The sequence below is a fragment of the Ferrimonas sediminum genome (assembly GCF_900100175.1).
GTDB lineage: Bacteria > Pseudomonadota > Gammaproteobacteria > Enterobacterales > Shewanellaceae > Ferrimonas > Ferrimonas sediminum.
In genome coordinates, this window is sequence record NZ_FNEM01000004.1 from 303,777 (window position 1) to 323,989 (window position 20,213).

Here is a 20,213-nt window from a genome sequence, read left to right on the forward strand (position 1 = left end):
CTGAAACGAAAAACCCATTGCCTCGAAGCTAACGCTGTCGTCGCAATGGGTCAATCTCTATGGCAACCGGTTACCCCTTGGTAGAGAACCGGTAGCCGGCTCCACGAACGGTCTGAATCAGGCTGTCGTGACCATTAAGCTGAATCGCCTTACGCAGACGGCGAATGTGCACGTCGACGGTGCGATCTTCCACATACACGTTGGTTCCCCAGACGTTATCCAGCAGCTGCTCGCGGCTGTAGACCCGCTCCGGGTGAGTCATAAAGAAGTGCAGTAACCGGAACTCAGTCGGGCCCATCTCCAGCAGGCTCTCATCGACACTGACCCGGTGGCTGACCGGGTCCAGCTTGAGACCTTGTACCTCAATCACTTCCTCCAGCCGGGTCGGCGCACTGCGCCTGAGCACCGCCTTGATGCGGGCCACCAACTCCTTAGGAGAAAACGGTTTGGTGATGTAATCGTCGGCGCCCACTTCCAGACCACGGACCCGATCCTCCTCCTCACCACGGGCGGTCAGCATGATGATGGGGATTCGGCGGGTGTGCTCCTGACCGCGCACCTGCTTGGCCAGCTGGATACCGCTGCCTCCCGGCAGCATCCAGTCCAGCAACACCAGATCCGGGTAGGGCTCGGCCAGTCTTTGAACTCCCTGTTCGAAATCCTCGGCACTTACAGTTTGAAAGCCATGTTGCTCTAACACAAAGGTCAGCATGTCACGGATGGCAGATTCATCTTCAACAATTAAGATGCGGGCAGTCATTTCCTTCACTGTCCTTCCTCTGAAAAAACTGAGGTGATTATGGGTCAATGATATGACAGAAATATGACTGGGTGACAGCCGGGTTCAATAAAAAAAGGGCCTAAAGGCCCCTTTTCAGTGCGCTACACTGCCACCGTCGCCATCCTCAGAATTTGTGCTCAAGGCCGATGCCGAAGTAGTCATCCGCGCTGTTGGCGGATTCCAGGTCGCGCTGGGTGTAGTAGGCGAACAGTTTGGTTGGCTTACCCAGCTTGTAGTCGGCCCCCGCAGAGATCGCTTCCCCCTTGGTGTCCATGTCCTGGTATTGAGCCTTGAGGGTCACCGCGGACAACTGGTAGCCGGCACTGACCATGAAACCGTCCGTGCTGTCTTTACCCGCTTGCTCCTGGTCCTGGTACATCGCCCCGAGTTTCAGATCGCCGATTTTGCCCTGAACCGTGGCCCGCAGGATGCTGTCGAAGCCCTTAACGTCGGTGTCGTAGGCAACGGAAGCGAACAAGGCAGACTTCTTCAACTTGGCATCGCCGTACAGGGCGGCGACGGAGAAGCCGTCGTCGCCGTTCTTCTGGCTGCCGGACTCTTCGGCAACGTAGGTGGCGCCGAACTTGATGCCGGCAAACGAAGGCGACAGGTAGGTAACGGTCTGTTCCATACGGTTTTCACCCTTGAACAGGTGCTTAATGTCCCCCTGCAGGTCTCCAAACAGATCCGCCTTGCCCTGAGATTTCTTCAGCATGGTGTCGTTGCGGCCCAAAGACACTTCACCAAACACCCCCCGCAGGCCGACAAACTGGTTACGGGCCTCGAAGTTGTCCTTGTCTTCATCGCTGGTGTTCACTTCGTACTCGATGGTGTAGAACGCTTCCAGTTCGGCGCCCAGTTCAAACGCCCCCTTGACCCCCAGACGAGAGGCGTTGGAGTGAACGCCGGTGGTGCTGTCACCATCCACATCGAACGCGTCCACGGATACGTTCAGCTTACCGTAAACGGTAACAGGGTCAGCGGCAGCGGCAGTCACAGGCAGGGCAGAAGCGATCACGGCGGCAATGACAGAGGGTTTGATCAAGTTCATCTCAGTTTTCCTTTAAACGTAGGATTTGCTTTTTAATTGGCCGCAGTGTGCCAGCGACATGTGACAGATTTATTGCGTGTTTCAATAGCATTTCACTTTCTAATGAGCGGGATTCGAAGGCGGCGTTGCGAAATCGGCAACGGCCACAACCCGGCTTTGGGTTGCCACTGGAATAAGAACTCAATACACTGCCCAGCCATCCAACCCGCCTGAAACAGGACAACACCATGTGGTTTAAAAATTTGCTTCTCTACCGTCTCACCAAGCCGGTGGAGTGGGATGCCGACGCGCTGGAAAAGCAGCTGGAACCCTTTATCTTCACGCCGGCGGGCAGCCAGGACATCAGTAAGCTGGGCTTCGTTAAGCCCCTGGGCAAGGTGGGGGAGAGTCTGGTGCACTCCGCTCAGGGCAACCTGCTTCTGGCCATCGAGAAAGAGGAAAAGATGCTGCCGGCATCGGTGATCCGCGAGGAGATGGAGCAGAAAGTCAGCCTCATCGAAGATGAGCAGGGACGCAAAGTCACCAAGAAGGAGAAAGACGGCATCAAGGATGAGATTGTTCATACCCTGCTGCCCCGCGCCTTCAGCCGCAAGAGCCGCACCCGCGCCCTGGTGCTGGCGCCACTACAACTGGTCGTGGTCGAAGCCACCAGCCACAACAAGGCGGAAGAGCTGCTGAGCCTGTTGCGCAAAGCCATCGGTTCTCTGCCCATCGCTCCGGTCAGCATGACCGCCCTGCCGGAAGAGAAGATGACCGAGTGGGTCACCAAGAATCACGTCGGCGAAGGCTTCACCCTGCTGGACGAAGCCACCCTGAAAAGCCCGTTGGAAGATGGCGGCAGCGTCACTCTGAAACAGCTGGCGCTGGACAGCGACGAAGTCGCTGCCCATATCCAACAAGGGATGGAGGTCACCAAGGTGGCGCTGGAGTACCGGGATGTGCTGTCTCTGGTATTGCAGAGTGACCTGTCGGTAAAGCGTCTGAAATTCAGCGAGGAGATTCGCGACCAGAACAGCGAGTTTGAAAAAGAGGAGCTGGCCGCCCGACTGGATGCCGATTTTGCCCTGATGTGCGGGGAACTGACCGGCTTCCTGCCCGATCTGTTCGCGGCTCTGGGGGGACAGGAGCAGCAGGACAGCTGATCACCAGAGTAACAAAAAAGGGCAAGCCGACGGCTTGCCCTTTTTTATTGGCTGAGGCTCCGGTTAGTAGGGCCAGTCGATGCCAGCCCAGGCTCGAAACGCCGCCTTCTGCGCGGGGCTGACGCTGGCTTGGGCTTCCAGCACCAGTTTGCCCGGTTGCCGCCGCTCCGGCGTCAACGACAACGTCATCAACCGATCACGGCGGAACAGCGTTAGCGACACCGGTGCATCCAGAGGCAACTCCGCCAGTCGATCCTGCCACTGAGACTCGGGTACCCTCATGCCATTGATAGCCACCACCCGATCTTCGGTCGTCACTCCGGCTTGCCAGGCCGGACCCTCACGACGCACATGGGTCACGGTCGCCAACCCCTCATCGTCGCTGACACGGATGCCCAGTTCCGCCACCTCATCCTCATCCGACGCTTTACGCTGCAACCCCACCTGGGCCAGCATGGCATCAAACTCCAGGACGCTCGGAGCATCGATGGCCTGCCGCCACCAGGATTCAAAACTGCTGCCGGTCAGCAAGCGTAAGCCGTCTTTGACATCCTGCTCGGTAAACCCGGCCGGCAGGCGGTGGTTCTGATACAGGTAGCGGTGCAGATCCCGATAGCTCTTATCGGCGCCAGTGCGGTCGATGATCGCCAAATCCAGTGCCCAGGAGGCCAGATACCCTTCCGAATAGATGTTGACGCTGTGGTTACGGGCGTAATCGCCGCCGGTGGCAATCCACTCGTTGAAACTGGCGTCCGCCACGCTTTGCCACTGCCGTCCAGGAGTCTGCTCACTGCGCTCGATGCGACGGGCAACATCCTGCAAAAACTCCTCGATAGTGATCACCCCGGCTCTAAGCAACAACTGGTTCTGAAAATAGCTGGTGGAGCCTTCGGCCAACCACAACAGCCGAGTGTAGTTCTCCTGCTGATAGTCATAAGGCGTCAGCCCCGCCGGCCGGTAGGCTTTGACGTTCCAGGTGTGCACAAATTCATGGGAGGCGGTGGCAATAAACGGCAGATACTCTTCCCGCTTCCTAAAGCTGTTGCGAGTGCGCTGAATCACCGTCGAGTTCAGGTGCTCGGTGGCACCGCGGACGCCGCTGGTGGCATGAATCATAAACACATAGCGCTCATAGGGGTATCCGCCCCATAGCGCCGCGCCCTCCGCCACCAGGCGCCGCAGATCATCGACGATGGCATCCACGTCGTAATTGCCCTCGCCCCAGAACAGCACCTGATAGTCGCGGCCGTCCACCATAAAAGAGACCGACTGGTGCACTCCGGTCTCGATAGGGCTGTCCACCAGCACATCGTAGTTATCGGCCACAAACTGGTGAGGAGCCGGACTGTGCATGCCGGAAACACTGCGCCACGCCTCGGGCACGCTCAGTTCGACCCGCAAGGGCTGGTCACGAAACTCGGGACTGTACATAAACACCGCCGATGCATCCAGAAAGCCATGACTGTCATCGATATGGCGGGAGCGATCCCCCAGTTCGTTGGCGTACAGCTGGTAGCGAACCGTCACCTGAGTGGGGGCCGTCAGAGAAACCCGCCAGCTGCCGCGGGCCACCTTCTGCCACTCCAGCGGGCGTCCCTGGGCATCAACCACCTGAAGCCGCCGCACGCCGTCGGCCAACGGCAGCAACTGATAGCGTCCCGTACGCCAGTTGGGCATCTGCAGCGTCAAGGTGTCGCCATTTGCCTTCGGGAACTGCACCTCTACGTCGGCCAGATGATGTTGGGGCTGGGTGATGGCCAGTCGATAGTTCACCGGTGCCGCCAGTGATGAGGGCGGAAGCATCAGCAACCCGAGTAAGAGTACAAAGAGGTAGTGCATAGTTGTCCTTGTTATCGTTATCGCTCTCCTGAACAGCCCTCAAGTATAACAACTCCGGCGATGGATTTAATCTCGGCAACGACATGAATAAACGTTGTGAATAACTAAACCGTCTCAAGCGGCGGTCAAAAACTGGCCTTGCGGATTTTTAATGTTTATTTAAGGGCTGGCTGCAATTTAGCTAAATGGAATGAGTCAGTGACGACTGCGTCTGACGACCTCGCCTCTGCCATTTGCCAAATCCGACCAATACCGACCAATAGCGCCAAAAATTGGAACATATGGGTGAAATTAGAAACTTATTAAGAGAATGATCACAAACATAGCCACCCTGCCGGAGGATTATTCGAGGTTAACTACAAACATAAAGAGCACTTAAACTCACAATGTAGAAATAAAGAATCCCTTTATCCCTTGGGCGCTTGCACTTATAACCAAAGAAGTTACGATACATCTAACAGCCCGAATAACAATTGAGACTAAAGAAGTAACTAGGGCTCGCCGGATTGAAGGTAGCAACGTAAATGAATATGGTCACTGACGCCAAATCTCAGCTGGAGCATATGCAGAAAAAGCTAGATAAAGTACGCGATGAGTATCAGGAGCTCGAAGACGTACGTGCAAAACAGCTTCAGGGACTGATTCAATTTTCCATGCGCCTGGGCCTGTGCTGCAAAGGACAGAATCTGGAGCTGGACAACCGTCTGGCCAAAATCCGTCATCTGCTGTCCGACACCAGTAACCTGGATACCGCCCTGCCGGAGATGGGTGAACTCAGCCGCGCCCTGCAAACTCAGTATCAAAACACCCAGCGTGACATCGAACACAACCAGCAGGCGATGCAGCAGCTGGCTCGCCAGCTCTCCAGCCTCAGCGGCATTCCCGACAAACTGAAGCGGGAACTCAAATACTACCAACTGGATATCCAGAAGCCGATTCACACGGTGTGGGAGATCATCCCCCGGGTCGAGAAACTGGTTAAGTACTACGAACAGCTGCTGCAGGAGCGTTTGGCCAAAGAAGACCGCATTCCGACCACCCCCAAACACCGGCAACTGGCCCACGAACTGTCGCAACTGCTGGCGGAGATCGAATTTCCCGGCCAGCATGGTGAAGTGATCAATGCCATCAAGGCGATGCTCAGTGGTGACGTTCAGGTGGATCAACTGCTGGAAGCCTACAGCCAGGTACTGAACATCCTGGTGGGCGAGATGGCCAAAGAGAAGAGTGCCTCGCAGCAGTTCCTCTCCGCCCTGACCGATTCGCTGTCGGTCGTTCGCCAGGCCATGAATGAAAATTGGCAAGCCTCCAGCAACAGCTACAAATCCAGTAAATTATTCAACCAGAAACTGAATAGCCATGTAGGCCAGTTCAGTGAAAAGGTGGCCGAAGCCGAGGAATTGTCTGCCCTGAAGACTCAGGTGATCAACGAGCTGACGTTCATCCGCCAGCAGTTGAGCAAACGAGACAATCAGGATCAGCAAGAGTTTATGGCGATGAAGCAAAGCATGCAGAAGATGCAGGCCGAGATCTCCGCCCTGGCCAGTGAAGCCGCCAGCTACAAAGACAAACTGATTGAACAGCAACGCCTCAATCAGGTAGACGCCCTGACCCAACTCCCCAACCGGGCGGCGCTGGATGAACAGCTGAAACGCTCTTACCGACAGTTTAAACGCTACGGTCACGATCTGTGGGTGACCGTGGCCGACATCGATCGCTTTAAAAGCATCAACGACAACTTTGGTCACTCCACCGGTGACAAAACTCTGCAGGTGGTGTCCATGGCCCTGAAGAACTCCCTACGCAAAGAGGAGTTCGTGGCTCGATATGGTGGCGAAGAGTTTGTGGTGCTGTTGCCGGGTCTGGATAAAGAGCAGGTGCAGCAGGTACTCAATCGAATTCGTGAACGAATCAAGGCGATCCCATTTAAATTTCGCGATGAGCGTCTGTCCATCACCGTTTCCATTGGCGCCGCCAAGGTGGGGTCGAACGAGACTATCCAGGAGACCTTTGAACGCGCCGATGCCGCCCTGTATCGGGCCAAGCGCCAGGGCAGAGATAAGGTTGAGCTGGACGACTAACTCCAAATGGTTAGATACAACATTGAAAAATAAAGGCTATCCTCAATGGGTGGCCTTTTTTAATGGGCTGCCCTGATAATAAAAATGAAGGAGGTGCCCATGCAGGTACAGATTAGCCCTCGAGGAAGCCTGGTGCAGCTGTCTCAGCTGGAAGTGGAGCGGTTGCAGGAGAGTGCCGCCTCAGACCTTCACCAGCTCTACCGCAACTGCTCACTGGCGGTGCTGGCTTCCGGCATCCACAGCGACGACAGCACCCAGCTGTTCCAGATGTTCCATGATTTTCGCATCCGCATTCTCCGCCGCGAGCGGGGCATCAAGCTGGAGCTGAACAACCCGCCAATTCAGGCCTTCGTCGATGGCGAGATCATTCGCGGTATTCAGGAGCACCTGTTTGCGGTACTGAGGGACATCCTCTACATCGGCGACAAACTCGACAGCCTGAAACACATCAACCTGACCAACTCCTACCACATCACCAATGTGGTGTTTGAAACCCTGCGCAATGCCAAAGCCCTGCCACTGCTGCCCGAACCCAATATGATCGTCTGCTGGGGCGGCCACAGCATCAACCGCACCGAATTCCAGTACACCCGGGAGGTGGGTTACGAACTGGGATTGCGGGATCTGAATATCTGTACCGGTTGTGGCCCTGGCGCCATGGAAGGTCCGATGAAGGGCGCCGCCATCGCCCACGCCAAGCAGCGCATCAATCACGGTCGCTTCGTCGGCCTGACCGAGCCATCGATCATTGCCGCCGAGCCACCCAATCAGATCGTCAACGAACTGATCATCCTGCCGGACATCGAAAAACGGCTGGAGGCTTTTGTGCGCCTGGGCCATGGCATCATTATCTTTCCCGGCGGGGTGGGCACCATGGAGGAGTTGCTGTACCTCATCGGCATTAAGCTCAACCGCGACAACCACGATCACCCGCTGCCGCTGATCCTCACCGGCCCCAAAGAGAGCGCCGACTACTTTGAGGAGATCGATCGCTTCATCGCCACCACTCTGGGCGAAGAAGCCCAACAGCACTACCGAATCATCATCGACGACCCGGTGGAGGTCGCCCAGCACCTGAAGCGACAGATGGAGGTGATCAAGCAGTACCGCCGTGACGTGGGCGACTCCTACTCCTACAACTGGTCACTGAAGATCGAGCCGGAATTCCAGCTGCCGTTCCAGCCGGACCACGATGCCATGGCCAACCTCAAGCTGGTGCCACAGATCAATAATGCGCTGCTGGCAGCGGATCTGCGGCGTGCGTTCTCCGGCATTGTCGCCGGTAACGTCAAACCGGAAGGGATCACCCAGATTCGGCAACGGGGCCCGTTCCAGCTTCAAGGTGATCCTAGGTTTATGAAAAAGATGGACAAATTACTCGCAGCCTTTGTCAGTCAAGGTAGAATGAAACTCGATGGTACCTACAAACCCTGCTACGAGATTCGCAATGCCCGTCACAGCTCTGCTCATTGACGCCCTTAACCTAGTCAGACGCATCTATGCCGCCGTCCCCGACGGCGACACCGATGCCCTGTATCAACGCACCCAGGCCGCCTGTCAGAAGATGGTACGGCAGCATCAGGCCACCCATGTCGTCATGGTGTGGGACGGCGACAACAGCCACCAATGGCGCCAGAGCCTATCCCCCGACTACAAGGCACACCGCTCGCCCATGCCCGAGCCCCTGGCCACCACCCTGCCCAACCTGAAGGCCAACCTGGCCAAGCTGGGCATCCACTCCCTGGCCTGCGACGGCATCGAAGCGGACGATGTCATGGCCACCCTGTGCCACAAGATCGAGCGCCGCGGTGGCCGGGTCATACTGGCATCCACCGACAAAGGCTTCGTGCAGCTGCACTCCGACAACGTCAGCCAATGGCACCACTTCGATCAGTGCTGGCTGGATCGGGACTACTTTCTTGACCGCTTCCAGATGCCGCCAGAGCGGATGCTGGAGTACTGGTCCTTGGCCGGCGACAGTGGCAACGGCATCCCCGGCATCGCCGGCATCGGTGCCAAGACCGCCCACAAGCTGCTGAGCCAGCACTCCATCCGGGCCCTGTTTACCCCGGGCACCGTCGACGGCAAACTGGGGCAAAAGCTGATTGAAGGCCATGAGCAGGCTCAGCTAAGCTACAAGTTAGCCAAGCTGCGTACCCAGTTGTCGCTGTCCGCCAGCCTCACTCAATTTCGGGTTTCGGCCCCCACAACATAAGGATCCATTCCATGACCACCTTAACGTTGATCACCGGAGCCAATCGCGGCATCGGCCTGGAGTTTTGTCGTCAGTCCCTGGCCCACGGTGATACCGTCATCGCCTGCTGCCGTCAACCGGAACAGGCCGACGCACTGCAGCAACTGGCATTGTCCCACCCGAATCAGCTGGAACTGGTGGCGCTGGAGCTGGGGGAACCCGCACAATTCGACAATCTGTGCGCCTATCTGGGGGAGCGTAAGCTTGACCGGCTGATCTGCAATGCTGGCGTCTATGGTCCCAAGGGGTTGCCTCTGGGTGAGTATCAGGCGGATCATTTCGAACAGGTGATGAAGATCAACGTCACCGCCCCTATGCTGCTGGTCCAGGCCTTGCATCCTCATCTGGCCGGCGACGCCAAGGTAGCCCTGCTCTCCTCCAAGATGGGATCCATCACCGACAACGGCAGTGGTGGCAGCTACGTTTACCGCGCCTCCAAAGCGGCCCTGAACGCCATCGGCAAGAGCCTGGCCATCGACTTGCAACCTCAGGGCACCAGCGTGGTGCTGTTCCACCCGGGCTGGGTACAAACCGCCATGGGCGGCAGCAACGCCCTGATCACCCCCGAAGTCTCGGTGCGGGGCATGCGCCACGTACTGGAACAACTGTCCCTGATCGACAGCGGCAAGTTCATCAATTACGACGGTGTCGAACTGCCCTGGTAGCCAGGCTGAGGCGCACCTTCCTGTTGCTCCCAGGCCGGCGGCCTGAAGCCAGGGTGCCACCCCCGCCAGCGACCGCTCCCAGCCTCAGGTTGTCGCCATATCCCCTTACATCCTGGGCTGGAATTGCTGTCACTTCGGGTTTAAAGTAATACTCTTGGCGCGGGGCGCGTTTTCGCGGCCCGGTTCAAGACATCCATCGCGTTCAAGGAAGTGAACATGCAAGCCCGTCGTCCCAAGTCCACCAATATGTTTAAAGTCATCAGCCTGATCGTCGGTGGCTACCTGATCTTTGCCGGTCTGCTGATCGCCCTGTACGAACCCAGCCCGGAAGACGCCAACGCCATGGATTGGGAAGATCGCCAGCAACTGAATCAGCAGGTCATCGCCACCCTGTCGCTGGGCACCAGCAAGCAGGAGGTGCTGCAGCAGTTGGGCGCGCCCAACTTCAATGACGCCCAGATCGTCGACGGCACCCAGGTACAGCTGATTCGCTACCGCACCCACCATGTCAGCAGTGATGGCGAAACCACCCCGGACGAGTGCACACCGCTGCTGTTTGTGGCCAATGAACTGGTGGGCATCGGTGACCAGGCGGTGGCCCGCTATCAAAACGCAGACCGACTTCAGACCTCCGCCAGCCACTGATGAACCGCAATAAAAAAAGCGCCCTGTCGGGCGCTTTTTTTATTACCGCTATCACCGCCTATTCGGCGGGACTGGCCTTCAGATACGGCACCCCTTCAGACCACCAAGTGGGCGCAGGCGCGCCCTTGAGGTAGTGATCGAAAAACTGCTTCATCTTGATGCTGTAGTCCAACTTGTTGGGATACTGCTTAAGATGGTGCGGCTCCCCTTCATACTGCAGCATCACCACCGGCTTGCTGGCCCGGCGCATGGCCATATACAGCTCCACCCCCTGGGAGTAAGGCACCGCATCGTCCTCATCACCAAACATGATCACCAGGGGCGTATTGATGCGATCCACATGGAACAGCGGGCTATTCTCGATGTACAGGTGCGGCGCTTCCATCAGGGTCTTGCCGATGCGCGACTGACCGGACTCGTACTGGAACTGGCGGGTCAGGCCAGTGCCCAGCCGAATGCCGCCGTAGGCGCTGGTCATGTTGCTCACCGGCGCACCGGAAACGGCGGCGGCAAACAGATCGGTTTGAGTAATCAGGTAAGCGTCCTGGTAGCCGGCCCAGGAGTGACCCTGAATGCCGATGGCGTCGGCCTTGGCGATGCCGAGATCGATGATCTTCTGTACCCCGGGCAGCATCGATGACAGCGACGACTGGCCCGGATGACCGATTTCAAAACGAATGTCCGGCAGGAAGATGGCGTAGCCGTCATTGACGTACTGGGCAAAGTTCGGCCTGTGATTCAGTGCCATCTGCGGAAAATTATTCAACCGTTGACTCATGAAGCGGTAGAAGTACACCAGCGTTGGCAGGGGTTTGTCGCCTTGGTACCCCGGTGGTGTAATCACCACACCGGACAACGGCCGGTTGTCGTTGGAGCGCCAGTGCACCAGCTGTGCCTGGCCCCAGGACAGATCATCCAACTGCTTGCCCAGCTCACTGACCGCGGTTAAACGGCTCACTTTGCTGTCGGTCGCCAGCAGGTCCGGATACAGGTCGTAGCGCTGCTTGCTGAACAGCAGGGTGTCGCTGTCTTGTGCCTTAGCCACAAAGCTCAACTTGTACTCTCCCTGCTGGGCAGCCTGAAGCGCACCTGAGGTCAGGTTGAGCCGATACACCCCTTCACGCTTGTCGAAGTCGTTATAACCATGCACCAGCAGCGGCGTGGCCATATCCTGGCTGTAGGCGCGGGGATCGGTGTCGATGGCCCGGTACTGCCATTGCTGCTGTCGTCCCGAGGTCAGTTGGCTCAGGCGGCCGTCATCCAGACGCCAGATGTCGAACTTGTCGTACACCAGCACCCCGTTGCCGTCGCTGAGCCAGGGGCCAAAGCCATAACCCGGTGCCGGCGACGGGTAGTCGTGGTCCTCATCGGCAAAGCCGGCTTTCGGGCCACCACTGAGCAACTGACTGTTGCCGCTGGCGATGTCGTGCCAGTACAGGCGGCCACGGACATACCAGGCCACCGCCTTGTCATCCGGGGCCAGCGTCGGCTCATCGTCACTGCCGGCCTGGGTGACCAGCATGCGGCGCTCACCGGTGTGCAGGTTCACCAGGTACCAGTCCCGGTAGAAGCCCGCCCAAGAGATCATCTTCAGGTAGGGGCGGTCGCTGCTGGCCAGCAGGTAGCCGCCGTTGTCGGCCACCTCCACGTCCGGCAGGTCGGCGTCCGCCAGCTGCACAAATTGCTGATCCTCAATGTGCAGCACGCCGACGTAGTTGTGCTTGCGAGCCTTGCTGTACTCTTTAATTTCATTCGGCTTGATGCGGGGATCGTCGCCGTGCCAGACGTTCAGCCTGGTCCGGGACAACAGGGTGTCCACGTCGGTGAGCGAGGCGTTATCACCGAACTCCTGAATCACCTCCTCTTCCGGCAGCGGCAACTGGCGTCCGACAAACAGTCGCTGACCGTCGCGACTGAAATGCAACTTGCTGTGCTCGGTAACCAGCATGCCATCCTGTGGCATCGCCACCCGGTTGCCGGGTTTGGCCCCGCTCGCCAGCCACAACTCATGCGGCAGCTGATGGGGCTGATCCGCCTTCAGGTAGGCAACCGCCATGGCCACCTGCTGGCCGGCTTCGTCGATACTCAGGCTGGCGGCCCCCCAGTCCTGACGCTGCCACAGCACGGTATCGCTGCCGCTATCCAGTTGCCGGCGCACCACCGCATTGGCGATGCCGTCGCCGTGGCTGGTGCTGTACACCAGCACGTTGGCCTCACGGGCCAGAGCGAAATGGCTGACGTCGTTCAGGGCCAGTTCACTGCCCTGACGCAGATCCAGCAGCAGGGCCCGAGTGCCCAGCTTGTCGGTGTCGATCGCCGATTCATCGCCCTCAGGCTCCTTGGCCTCCTCGTCGCTGTCATCAGCCTTGAACTGCAGCACCAGGTAGCGGCCGTCGCTGCTGAAGTCGGCCTTGGTCACCGCCTCAAACACCCGCTGCTCACCGGTTTTGGTGTTCAGCAGCACGCTGTCTACCGCCAGTTTGGCGGCCTTTTTCTTGCCGGTATTTTCCCGCTCCCACAGTGGCGCCTTTCGCTCAAACAGGGCAAAGGCACCATCGGTGCTGAGCAGGGGATCGCTGCCGCGCTCCACCGTCCACAGGGTGCCGCCGAGGCTGCGGACCCGCCCCTGTGGCTCGCCGCGATCGGGCTGAGCCACAAAGGCCACCCACTGACCGTTGTCGGCGATCACTGGATCTTTAAGGGTTTGAAAATTCATTATTTGTTGCAATGACAGGGGCGCAGCCACGACGGTGGCGGTGGCCAGCCACGTCAGAGCGGCCAGGGGATGCCAGAACCTCAAGGGGGGTCTCCTTATAGAATTATTCTTCCTTTCGACCTTTCGCTAGCTGTAACCACAGCGTTAAAAAAGGTAAGATGGCGCCCGACTATGCTAACAAAGCCCCCGGTCTCTGTCACAAAATAGAGGGGCTGGCTCATTAAGTCCGAATCCCTTGCCTTGCCAATGACAGCACGCAAACCACAAGGGTTTGGAATCAGACATTGTGGAAGGATGTATCCATGTCTCAACGTAATATCACGGTAATCCCAGGAGATGGGATCGGTCCCGATATCATCGAAGCCACTCTCAAGGTCCTGGATAAGGCCGGCTGTGACTTCAACTACGAATTTGCCGACGCCGGGCTGACCGCCCTGGAGAAACACGGCGAGTTGCTGCCCCAAAAGACCCTCAACCTGATTGAGAAGAACCGCGTCACTCTGAAGGGTCCGCTGACCACGCCGATTGGCGAGGGCTTTACCTCCATCAACGTGACTCTGCGTAAGAAGTTCAACCTGTATGCCAACGTGCGGCCGGTGCTGTCCCTTAAGGGCACCCAGGCCCGCTACGACGACATCGACATCATCACCATCCGGGAGAACACCGAAGGGATGTACTCCGGTGCCGGTCAGCGGGTGACCAATGACGGCGAAACCGCCGAGGCGATGAGCATCATTACCCGTGAAGGTGCCGAGCGTATCGCCACGTTCGCCTACGAACTGGCCCGCAAAGAGGGTCGCAAGAAGGTCACCGCGGTTCACAAAGCCAACATCATGAAATCCACCTCAGGTCTGTTCCTGAAAGTGGCCCGTGAAGTGGGTGAGCGCTACCCGGACATCCAGTCTGAAGAGATGATCGTCGATGCCACCTGCATGAAGCTGGTAATGGATCCCAGCCAGTTCGATGTGATCGTGACCACCAACCTGTTTGGCGACATCCTGTCGGATCTCTGTGCCGGCCTGGTGGGCGGACTGGGGATGGCCCCGGGCGCCAACATCGGTAAAGACGCCGCCATCTTTGAAGCGGTTCACGGCAGCGCACCCGACATCGCCGGTCAGAACCTGGCTAACCCGACGGCACTGCTGCTCGGTGCCATCCAGATGCTGGAGTATCTGGGCATGTCCGATAAGGCCGGTCGTATCCGCGACGCCGTTCGTGACACCATCGCCGAAGGCGACCACGTCACCCGCGACCTCGGCGGCGAATCCGGCACCAACGAATTTACCGACGCCATTCTGGCACGTCTGTAATTCGCTTTTGCCACACAAAAAAGGGGCCATCCGGCCCCTTTTTTTGTTCATCGCCCGGTTACAGGCGATACAGGTGTACGGTGATCTCTTCCCGATCGTGGTACAGGTGTTTGGCCTGCAGGCCATAGCGAATCCCGGCCTTTCGCAGCATCGCCGTCATCTCGTCAAAGCATTCCGCCACCGCCTGGTAACGCTGCTTCATCGGCAACTTGAGGTTAAATACCGTCTCTTTACACCAACCCTCGATGATCCAGGTCGCCATCCGCGCCGCCACCCGGTGAGGCTTGTCGGCCATGTCGCAGACCATCCAGTGAATGCGGGGATCTTCCGGTACGTACTTAAAACCGTCCTCCGCCAGGTGGGTTACCTGACCGGTCTCCATCAAGCTGTCGGCCATGGCACCGTTGTCCACCGAGTAGACGAACATGCCACGGCGTACCAACTGATAGGTCCAGCCGCCGGGACAGGCACCCAGATCGACGCCGTAGAGGCCGCCGCACAAACGCTCCTCGGCTTCCTCTTCACTCAGGAACACATTGAAGGCTTCATCCAGCTTCAGAGTCGAACGGCTTGGCGCCTCACTGGGGAATTTCAGGCGCGGAATGCCCATAAAGAACGGCGAGCCGTTGTCTGAGCGGCTGTAACCCACGTACCCATTCTGGTTGTCAGTGAGGAAGATGTGGATGCGGGGCATCTTGTCTTTCTCTTTGGCGGTCAGCAGTCCCTGCTTACGCAACGCCTGACGCATGGGCACCGCCAGCTTCTTACAAAACGGCAGCACCTGACGATAGGCATCGCCGTCGGCAGACTCGACCCATAACAGGCCCGCTTTCGGCAGGCTCTTGGCGTGCGCCAGCACCGCACCGACCCGATCGCCCAGCGGCATGTCACTAAGCTGACCCGCCACGCAGAACCAGCTGCGGGCAAAGATCAGACGGCTGAAATCCAGTTCGTTGATCAACCGCTCGGCGTCACCGGTCTGGTAGCACTCAAACAGCACAAAGCCGCTATTGGCCTCCAGGCGGGAAAAACCAAACACCTCCAGGGTAGCGGCACTGTCCTGAATCTCAGCCGCGCACTCCTTTTCAAAGCCGGGACGGCAATGCAGTAACACCGTATTCATTTCACTTTCTCCCATCGCCACACGGCAATGAACAATAACAACCAACCCAGCATCATCAGCAAGCCGCCCATCGGGGTGATCATGCCAATGCCCTTGGTGCCCAGCAGCACCAGCGAGTAGATGCTGCCGCTAAAGCCCAGCATACCGGCGATCATCAGCGCACCGGCCCAGCCAAGCAGCCGCGACGCGTTCTGCCCCATCCATACCACGATGGCCATCAACGCCAGGCAATGGAAGAACTGATACATGACTGCGGTATTAAAGCTCTCCACCAGGTGCGGCGGCGCCACTTTTGCCAGTCCGTGGGCGCCGTAGGCCCCGAGCCCGGTCGCGGTCAACCCGCCTAAGGTGGCACACGCCATCAATATTCTCCGCATCTCTATGCCTCTAACGTCAAAATAAACTGCCGGCAGGCCTGCGCCGCCCGGCTCAAATTCTCTGCTTCGGTAACCCCACTGGCTTTTCTCGGCTTAAGGCCATGATCGCCATCGGTCAGGTAGTTCAGCTGCACCGTCGGCGACAGTGTCACTTCGGACAGCTCCTGACGGTTTCCAAAGGGATCCCGTTCCCCCTGCAGAATCAGCATCGGCACCCGCGCCTGTTGCACCGGCTCCAACCGCCAGCGATCCGGTTTACCTACCGGATGGAACGGGTAGCCCAGCGCCACCACGGCGTCGACGGGGTTTTCCAGTGCCCACTGGGCCGATACCCTGCCGCCGAGGGACTTGCCCCCCAGCACCAGCACCCGCCCCGGCTGGCGGTAACGGGCCACCCACTCATCGAGCGCTTCCAGCAGGCGCGGCATTCTATCAGGAGGGCGGCGCTTTTGCGTAGCCCGAATGGTCTGCATATAGGGAAATTCATAACGAATCACGCAAAGATCCTCTCCCGCCACCGCCTCAGCCAGGGTGGCCATAAAGGGGTGGTCCATGCCGGCACCGCTGCCATGGGCCAGCAACAGGTAGTGGCGGGCGTTGGGGTTACCGTCTTGACGTATCATCATATTGCCTCTGTTACTCAGGAGCGGGAATCGGATCCGCCTGGGTCTCTTGACGGAAGGTGTCCACCATCCACTCCCTGAAGGCGCTGATTTTACCCAGATCCGACTGCCCCTCCTGGCACACCAGGTAGTAGGCGTTCTTGCTGGTCAGCACCTGATTGAACGGACACACCAGACGACCGGCCTCGATCTCCGGCCGGGCCAGCACCGAATACCCCAGTGCCACCCCGTGGCCATGAATGGCCGCCTGCAGCACCAGCGACGAATGGCTGAAAATCGGCCCTTGGTTAACATTGGTCAGTTCCACTCCGGCCTGCTTCATCCACGCCTTCCAGTCGCGGCGGGACATGTCATGCAGCAGGGTGTGTTGGTTCAGATCCGCCATCTCCCGCAGCGGCTTGGGGCCGGACAGCAGCTTGGGCGAACACACCGGCACCATGCTCTCCGCCCGCAGTTTGTCCGCCCGCAGGCCGGGCCACTTGCCGCGGCCGTAATAGATGGCGATATCAACGTCGTCAGACAAGGATCCCTCATCCATATCCACCGCCTTGATGCGCACGTCCACCTCGGGATGAAGCTCGGAAAATCGCGCCAGACGCGGCACCAGCCATTGAATGGCAAAACTGGGTGACAACGACACCGTCAGCGAGCCGGTGGCGCTTCGGGCCAGCAACCGTTCGGTGGCATCACTGAGTTGGGTAAACAGATCTTTAATATCCAGGAAATAGCTTTGCCCCTCTTCTGTGAGCAGCAGAGAGCGGTTACGACGCCTGAAAAGTTTTAATCCAAGAAACTCCTCCAGCGCCTTAATCTGATGACTGATTGCGGCCTGGGTCACAAATAACTCTTCTGCTGCCCGAGTAAAGCTTAGGTTGCGTGCAGCGGCTTCAAACGCCTTAACCGCGTTGAGAGGAGGCAGACGGCGGGACATAGGGTTTCCTCAAGGTTACCGGATAAGATTTTCTAATACCGAATATTATATTAAATCGTTTGTTATCACTATCCCGAGAGGCTATTTTTCACCCCGAAAGCGAACAGACTTTAGACCTTCTTCCTAGGCATACTATGAGGCCGAACATGACTACTTTAAGCCTGCTAATCCCAACCGTCGTTGCCGTTGCCATGCACAACCCACTGGCACAGCCAGAAGCCGTAGAATTTGATGTGGCTGAGATTCATCAGCAGATTGAGTTGCAACTGGACCAACAGATGCAAGAGATGCAGCGCCAGCAAGCCAGCATGGATGTGGGAGAAACTCTGGAGCTGGCGACTCAGCCAGCCCCGAACAGCACCATCACCGAGTAACTGGCGTCGCAAGGAAGAAGTCCTGCCGCCAACGGCGGCAGGAGCGACACCCAGTTAAGAGATGGCCAGGTCAGGCTGATGCTTGATCAGGTCATCCAGCGCCTTCATCTGCGCCAGGAAAGGTTCCAATACCGCCAGCGGTAAGGCACTCGGGCCATCGCACTTGGCCGAATCCGGATCCGGATGCGCTTCCAGGAACAAGCCAGCCAGCCCGGTAGCCAGGCCCGCTTTGGCCAGCTCCACGGTCTGATGACGACGACCACCGGAGGCGGCCCCCAGAGGATCCCGGCACTGCAGTGAGTGAGTCACATCGAAGATCACCGGCAGTCCGCCACTGCACTCCTTCATGGTACGGAAACCCAGCATGTCCACCACCAGGTTATCGTAGCCGAAGTTGCTGCCGCGTTCGCACAGAATCACCTTGTCGTTACCGCATTCGTTAAATTTCTCAACGATGTTTTTCATCTGCCCAGGGCTCAGAAACTGCGGCTTTTTCACATTGATGATGGCACCGGTATCGGCCATCGCCTTGACCAGATCGGTCTGACGAGCCAAAAACGCTGGCAACTGAATCACATCCGCCACCTCGGCCACCGGCTGACACTGTTCAATTTCGTGAACGTCGGTGATCACCGGCACCTGAAACTGGGCTTTGATCTCTTCAAAGATTCTCAATCCCTGCTCCATACCCGGACCGCGATAGGAGTGAATGGAGCTGCGGTTGGCTTTATCAAACGAGGCCTTAAATACATAGGGAATGCCCAGCTTGCTGGTCACCTCTACATAATGCTCGGCGACCTGCATGGCCATATCCCGGGACTCCAGCACGTTCATGCCACCAAAGAGCACAAACGGCTTGTCGTTGGCGACCTCGATCTTTCCGACTTCAATAGTGCGATGTTGCATAGCTACTCTCTTCACTTGTCCGGGCAGAGGGCTTACCCCACTGCCAATGTTTGCAGTATCTGACCACAGAACCACGCCATGTACGTCCCCACAGCGTAGCCCAGAACCGCCAGCAGCACGCCCACCGGCGCCAGACTGGGGTGGAAGGCACTGGCAACGACCGGCGCGCTGGCAGCGCCGCCGACGTTGGCCTGGCTGCCCACGGCCATGTAAAACAGCGGCGCCTTAATCAATTTCGCCATCAGCAGCATCAGGCTGGCGTGCACCAGCATCCAGATGCCACCCAGCAGGAAATAGACCGGCGACTCAATAATAGCCCTGATGTCCATGTGCATGCCGATGGTGGCCACCAGCACATAGATAAAGGCCGAACCGATTTTCGACGCCCCCGCCTCCTCCAGCTTGGCCGCCCGGGTCATGGACAGAGCAATGCCGACGGTGGTGGCAATCACGATCAACCAGAAAAACTTGGAGTGCAGGCTGTAACGCTGCAGCTCTGGATAGTTGTCGGCAAAATAGGGCGCCAGTAGATCGGCACCAAAATGCGCCAGCCCGGTGACCCCGAAGGCGATGGCACAGAAAAACATCAGGTCATTCAGATGGGGAATGCGGGCGTGATTCGCCTCCCAGTGAGACATCTTCTCTTTCAGCGCCTCAATGGCGCTGGCATCGGCGCCATTGCCGGCATCGATGCGCTTGGCGCGCCCGGCCATAAACAGCAATACCGCCATCCACAGGTTGGCGACAATCACGTCGACGGCGATCATCGCCGAGAAGATGGTGTCACCGACCCCGTAGATCTCCTTCATGGCGGTCTGGTTGGCGCCGCCGCCAATCCAGCTGCCAGCCACCGTGGTCATGCCACGCCAAACCGCATCCGGGCCGTGGCCCCCCAACAGATCCGGGAACATGGCCGAGGTCACCAGCAGAGCGATGGGGGCGCCGATGACGATGCCCAGGGTGCCGGTGAAGAACATGATGATCGCCTTGGGGCCCAGCCGGGCAATGGCACGCAGATCCAGCTTCAGGGTCAACAACACCAAACTGGCTGGCAACAGATAACGCGACGCCACGTAGTACAGGGTGTTGTCCGATCCGTCGATCACCTCGAAGCTGTTGAGCAGCGACGGAATGAAATAACACAGCAGCAACGCCGGAACGAAGGAATAGAACTTGCGCCAAAACGGGTGGTGGCTCTGGTGGGTGTAGAACACCGCCCCCAGAACCAGCATCAAAATGCCCAGCACCGTGGCCGGGTTGGTAAACATAACCTGTTGCATAACTTCCTCTTTGTTATTATCGCCAGTCTCAGCCGGCTTCTTTTATTGCGATGGCGCCATCGGCGCCATCGTGTGTCCCTGGCCCCTAAGGGCGTCGTGCCTTTACGGTTGTGTT

General features: G+C 58.2%; 18 protein-coding genes. 8 read left to right on the plus strand and 10 right to left on the minus strand.

What is annotated here, in order from left to right; translation table 11 throughout:
- Positions 1 to 70: 70 nt before the first annotated feature.
- A complete protein-coding gene (phoB, locus tag BLT77_RS07455) occupies positions 71 to 760 on the minus strand; it encodes a phosphate regulon transcriptional regulator PhoB (protein WP_090364225.1) in 690 nt (229 codons plus the stop codon).
- A gap of 145 nt (positions 761 to 905) precedes the next feature.
- On the minus strand, positions 906 to 1,832 hold the full coding sequence (locus BLT77_RS07460; protein WP_090364227.1) for a porin: 927 nt from the start codon (positions 1,830 to 1,832) through the stop codon (positions 906 to 908).
- A gap of 227 nt (positions 1,833 to 2,059) precedes the next feature.
- On the opposite strand from BLT77_RS07460, the gene rdgC reads away from it, so the two are divergent.
- On the plus strand, positions 2,060 to 2,974 hold the full coding sequence (gene rdgC / locus BLT77_RS07465; RefSeq protein ID WP_090364230.1) for a recombination-associated protein RdgC: 915 nt from the start codon (positions 2,060 to 2,062) through the stop codon (positions 2,972 to 2,974).
- Between the two features lie 63 nt (positions 2,975 to 3,037).
- On the opposite strand, the gene BLT77_RS07470 is transcribed toward rdgC, so the two are convergent.
- Positions 3,038 to 4,813 (minus strand): M61 family metallopeptidase, encoded by a 1,776-nt coding sequence (locus BLT77_RS07470; RefSeq protein WP_090364234.1) that lies wholly within the window; start codon positions 4,811 to 4,813, stop codon positions 3,038 to 3,040.
- Between the two features lie 524 nt (positions 4,814 to 5,337).
- On the opposite strand from BLT77_RS07470, the gene BLT77_RS07475 reads away from it, so the two are divergent.
- From BLT77_RS07475 to BLT77_RS07495, 5 genes are all read left to right on the plus strand, one after another.
- On the plus strand, positions 5,338 to 6,894 hold the full coding sequence (locus BLT77_RS07475) for a GGDEF domain-containing protein (protein WP_090364237.1): 1,557 nt from the start codon (positions 5,338 to 5,340) through the stop codon (positions 6,892 to 6,894).
- 99 nt (positions 6,895 to 6,993) lie between these two features.
- Positions 6,994 to 8,367 (plus strand): nucleotide 5'-monophosphate nucleosidase PpnN, encoded by a 1,374-nt coding sequence (gene ppnN / locus BLT77_RS07480; RefSeq protein ID WP_090364239.1) that lies wholly within the window; start codon positions 6,994 to 6,996, stop codon positions 8,365 to 8,367.
- Complete coding sequence (gene xni / locus BLT77_RS07485; RefSeq protein WP_090364241.1) at positions 8,342 to 9,109, plus strand: flap endonuclease Xni; 768 nt, start codon at positions 8,342 to 8,344, stop codon at positions 9,107 to 9,109. Before ppnN ends, xni begins: the two co-directional genes overlap by 26 nt.
- 11 nt (positions 9,110 to 9,120) lie before the next feature.
- Positions 9,121 to 9,813: an SDR family oxidoreductase gene (locus tag BLT77_RS07490; RefSeq protein ID WP_090364244.1), complete on the plus strand. Its 693-nt coding sequence runs from the start codon at positions 9,121 to 9,123 to the stop codon at positions 9,811 to 9,813.
- 216 nt (positions 9,814 to 10,029) lie between these two features.
- Positions 10,030 to 10,458 (plus strand): DUF3192 domain-containing protein, encoded by a 429-nt coding sequence (locus BLT77_RS07495; protein ID WP_245709892.1) that lies wholly within the window; start codon positions 10,030 to 10,032, stop codon positions 10,456 to 10,458.
- A gap of 58 nt (positions 10,459 to 10,516) precedes the next feature.
- Here the strand turns inward: BLT77_RS07495 and BLT77_RS07500 are convergent, their stop codons facing one another.
- Positions 10,517 to 13,258: a S9 family peptidase gene (locus tag BLT77_RS07500; RefSeq protein ID WP_090364247.1), complete on the minus strand. Its 2,742-nt coding sequence runs from the start codon at positions 13,256 to 13,258 to the stop codon at positions 10,517 to 10,519.
- 218 nt (positions 13,259 to 13,476) lie between these two features.
- Between BLT77_RS07500 and BLT77_RS07505 the strand changes: the two genes are divergently transcribed.
- Complete coding sequence (locus tag BLT77_RS07505; RefSeq protein ID WP_090364250.1) at positions 13,477 to 14,484, plus strand: isocitrate dehydrogenase; 1,008 nt, start codon at positions 13,477 to 13,479, stop codon at positions 14,482 to 14,484.
- A 58-nt stretch (positions 14,485 to 14,542) separates the two neighbouring features.
- On the opposite strand, the gene rlmM is transcribed toward BLT77_RS07505, so the two are convergent.
- Genes rlmM through BLT77_RS07525 form a run of 4 tightly spaced genes read right to left on the minus strand, consistent with a single transcriptional unit; the run spans position 14,543 to position 17,538 of the window.
- Positions 14,543 to 15,607: a 23S rRNA (cytidine(2498)-2'-O)-methyltransferase RlmM gene (gene rlmM, locus BLT77_RS07510; RefSeq protein ID WP_090364254.1), complete on the minus strand. Its 1,065-nt coding sequence runs from the start codon at positions 15,605 to 15,607 to the stop codon at positions 14,543 to 14,545.
- Positions 15,604 to 15,969: a DUF423 domain-containing protein gene (locus BLT77_RS07515; protein WP_425431723.1), complete on the minus strand. Its 366-nt coding sequence runs from the start codon at positions 15,967 to 15,969 to the stop codon at positions 15,604 to 15,606. The genes rlmM and BLT77_RS07515 overlap by 4 nt, the downstream gene beginning before the upstream one ends.
- Positions 15,970 to 15,986: 17 nt before the next feature.
- Entirely contained in the window at positions 15,987 to 16,610 is a 624-nt protein-coding gene (locus BLT77_RS07520; protein ID WP_090364261.1) for an alpha/beta family hydrolase, read from the minus strand.
- A 10-nt stretch (positions 16,611 to 16,620) separates the two neighbouring features.
- Positions 16,621 to 17,538: a transcriptional regulator GcvA gene (locus BLT77_RS07525; RefSeq protein WP_090364264.1), complete on the minus strand. Its 918-nt coding sequence runs from the start codon at positions 17,536 to 17,538 to the stop codon at positions 16,621 to 16,623.
- Between the two features lie 146 nt (positions 17,539 to 17,684).
- Between BLT77_RS07525 and BLT77_RS07530 the strand changes: the two genes are divergently transcribed.
- A complete protein-coding gene (locus BLT77_RS07530; RefSeq protein WP_090364267.1) occupies positions 17,685 to 17,912 on the plus strand; it encodes a hypothetical protein in 228 nt (75 codons plus the stop codon).
- Positions 17,913 to 17,966: 54 nt separating this feature from the next.
- On the opposite strand, the gene kdsA is transcribed toward BLT77_RS07530, so the two are convergent.
- Together kdsA and BLT77_RS07540 are read right to left on the minus strand one after the other, a co-directional pair.
- Positions 17,967 to 18,818 carry a 3-deoxy-8-phosphooctulonate synthase gene (kdsA, locus tag BLT77_RS07535; RefSeq protein ID WP_090364270.1) on the minus strand — a complete coding sequence of 284 codons (852 nt, stop codon included), beginning with the start codon at positions 18,816 to 18,818 and terminating at the stop codon, positions 17,967 to 17,969.
- Between the two features lie 32 nt (positions 18,819 to 18,850).
- On the minus strand, positions 18,851 to 20,098 hold the full coding sequence (locus BLT77_RS07540; RefSeq protein WP_090364273.1) for a DUF819 family protein: 1,248 nt from the start codon (positions 20,096 to 20,098) through the stop codon (positions 18,851 to 18,853).
- Positions 20,099 to 20,213: the final 115 nt, after the last annotated feature.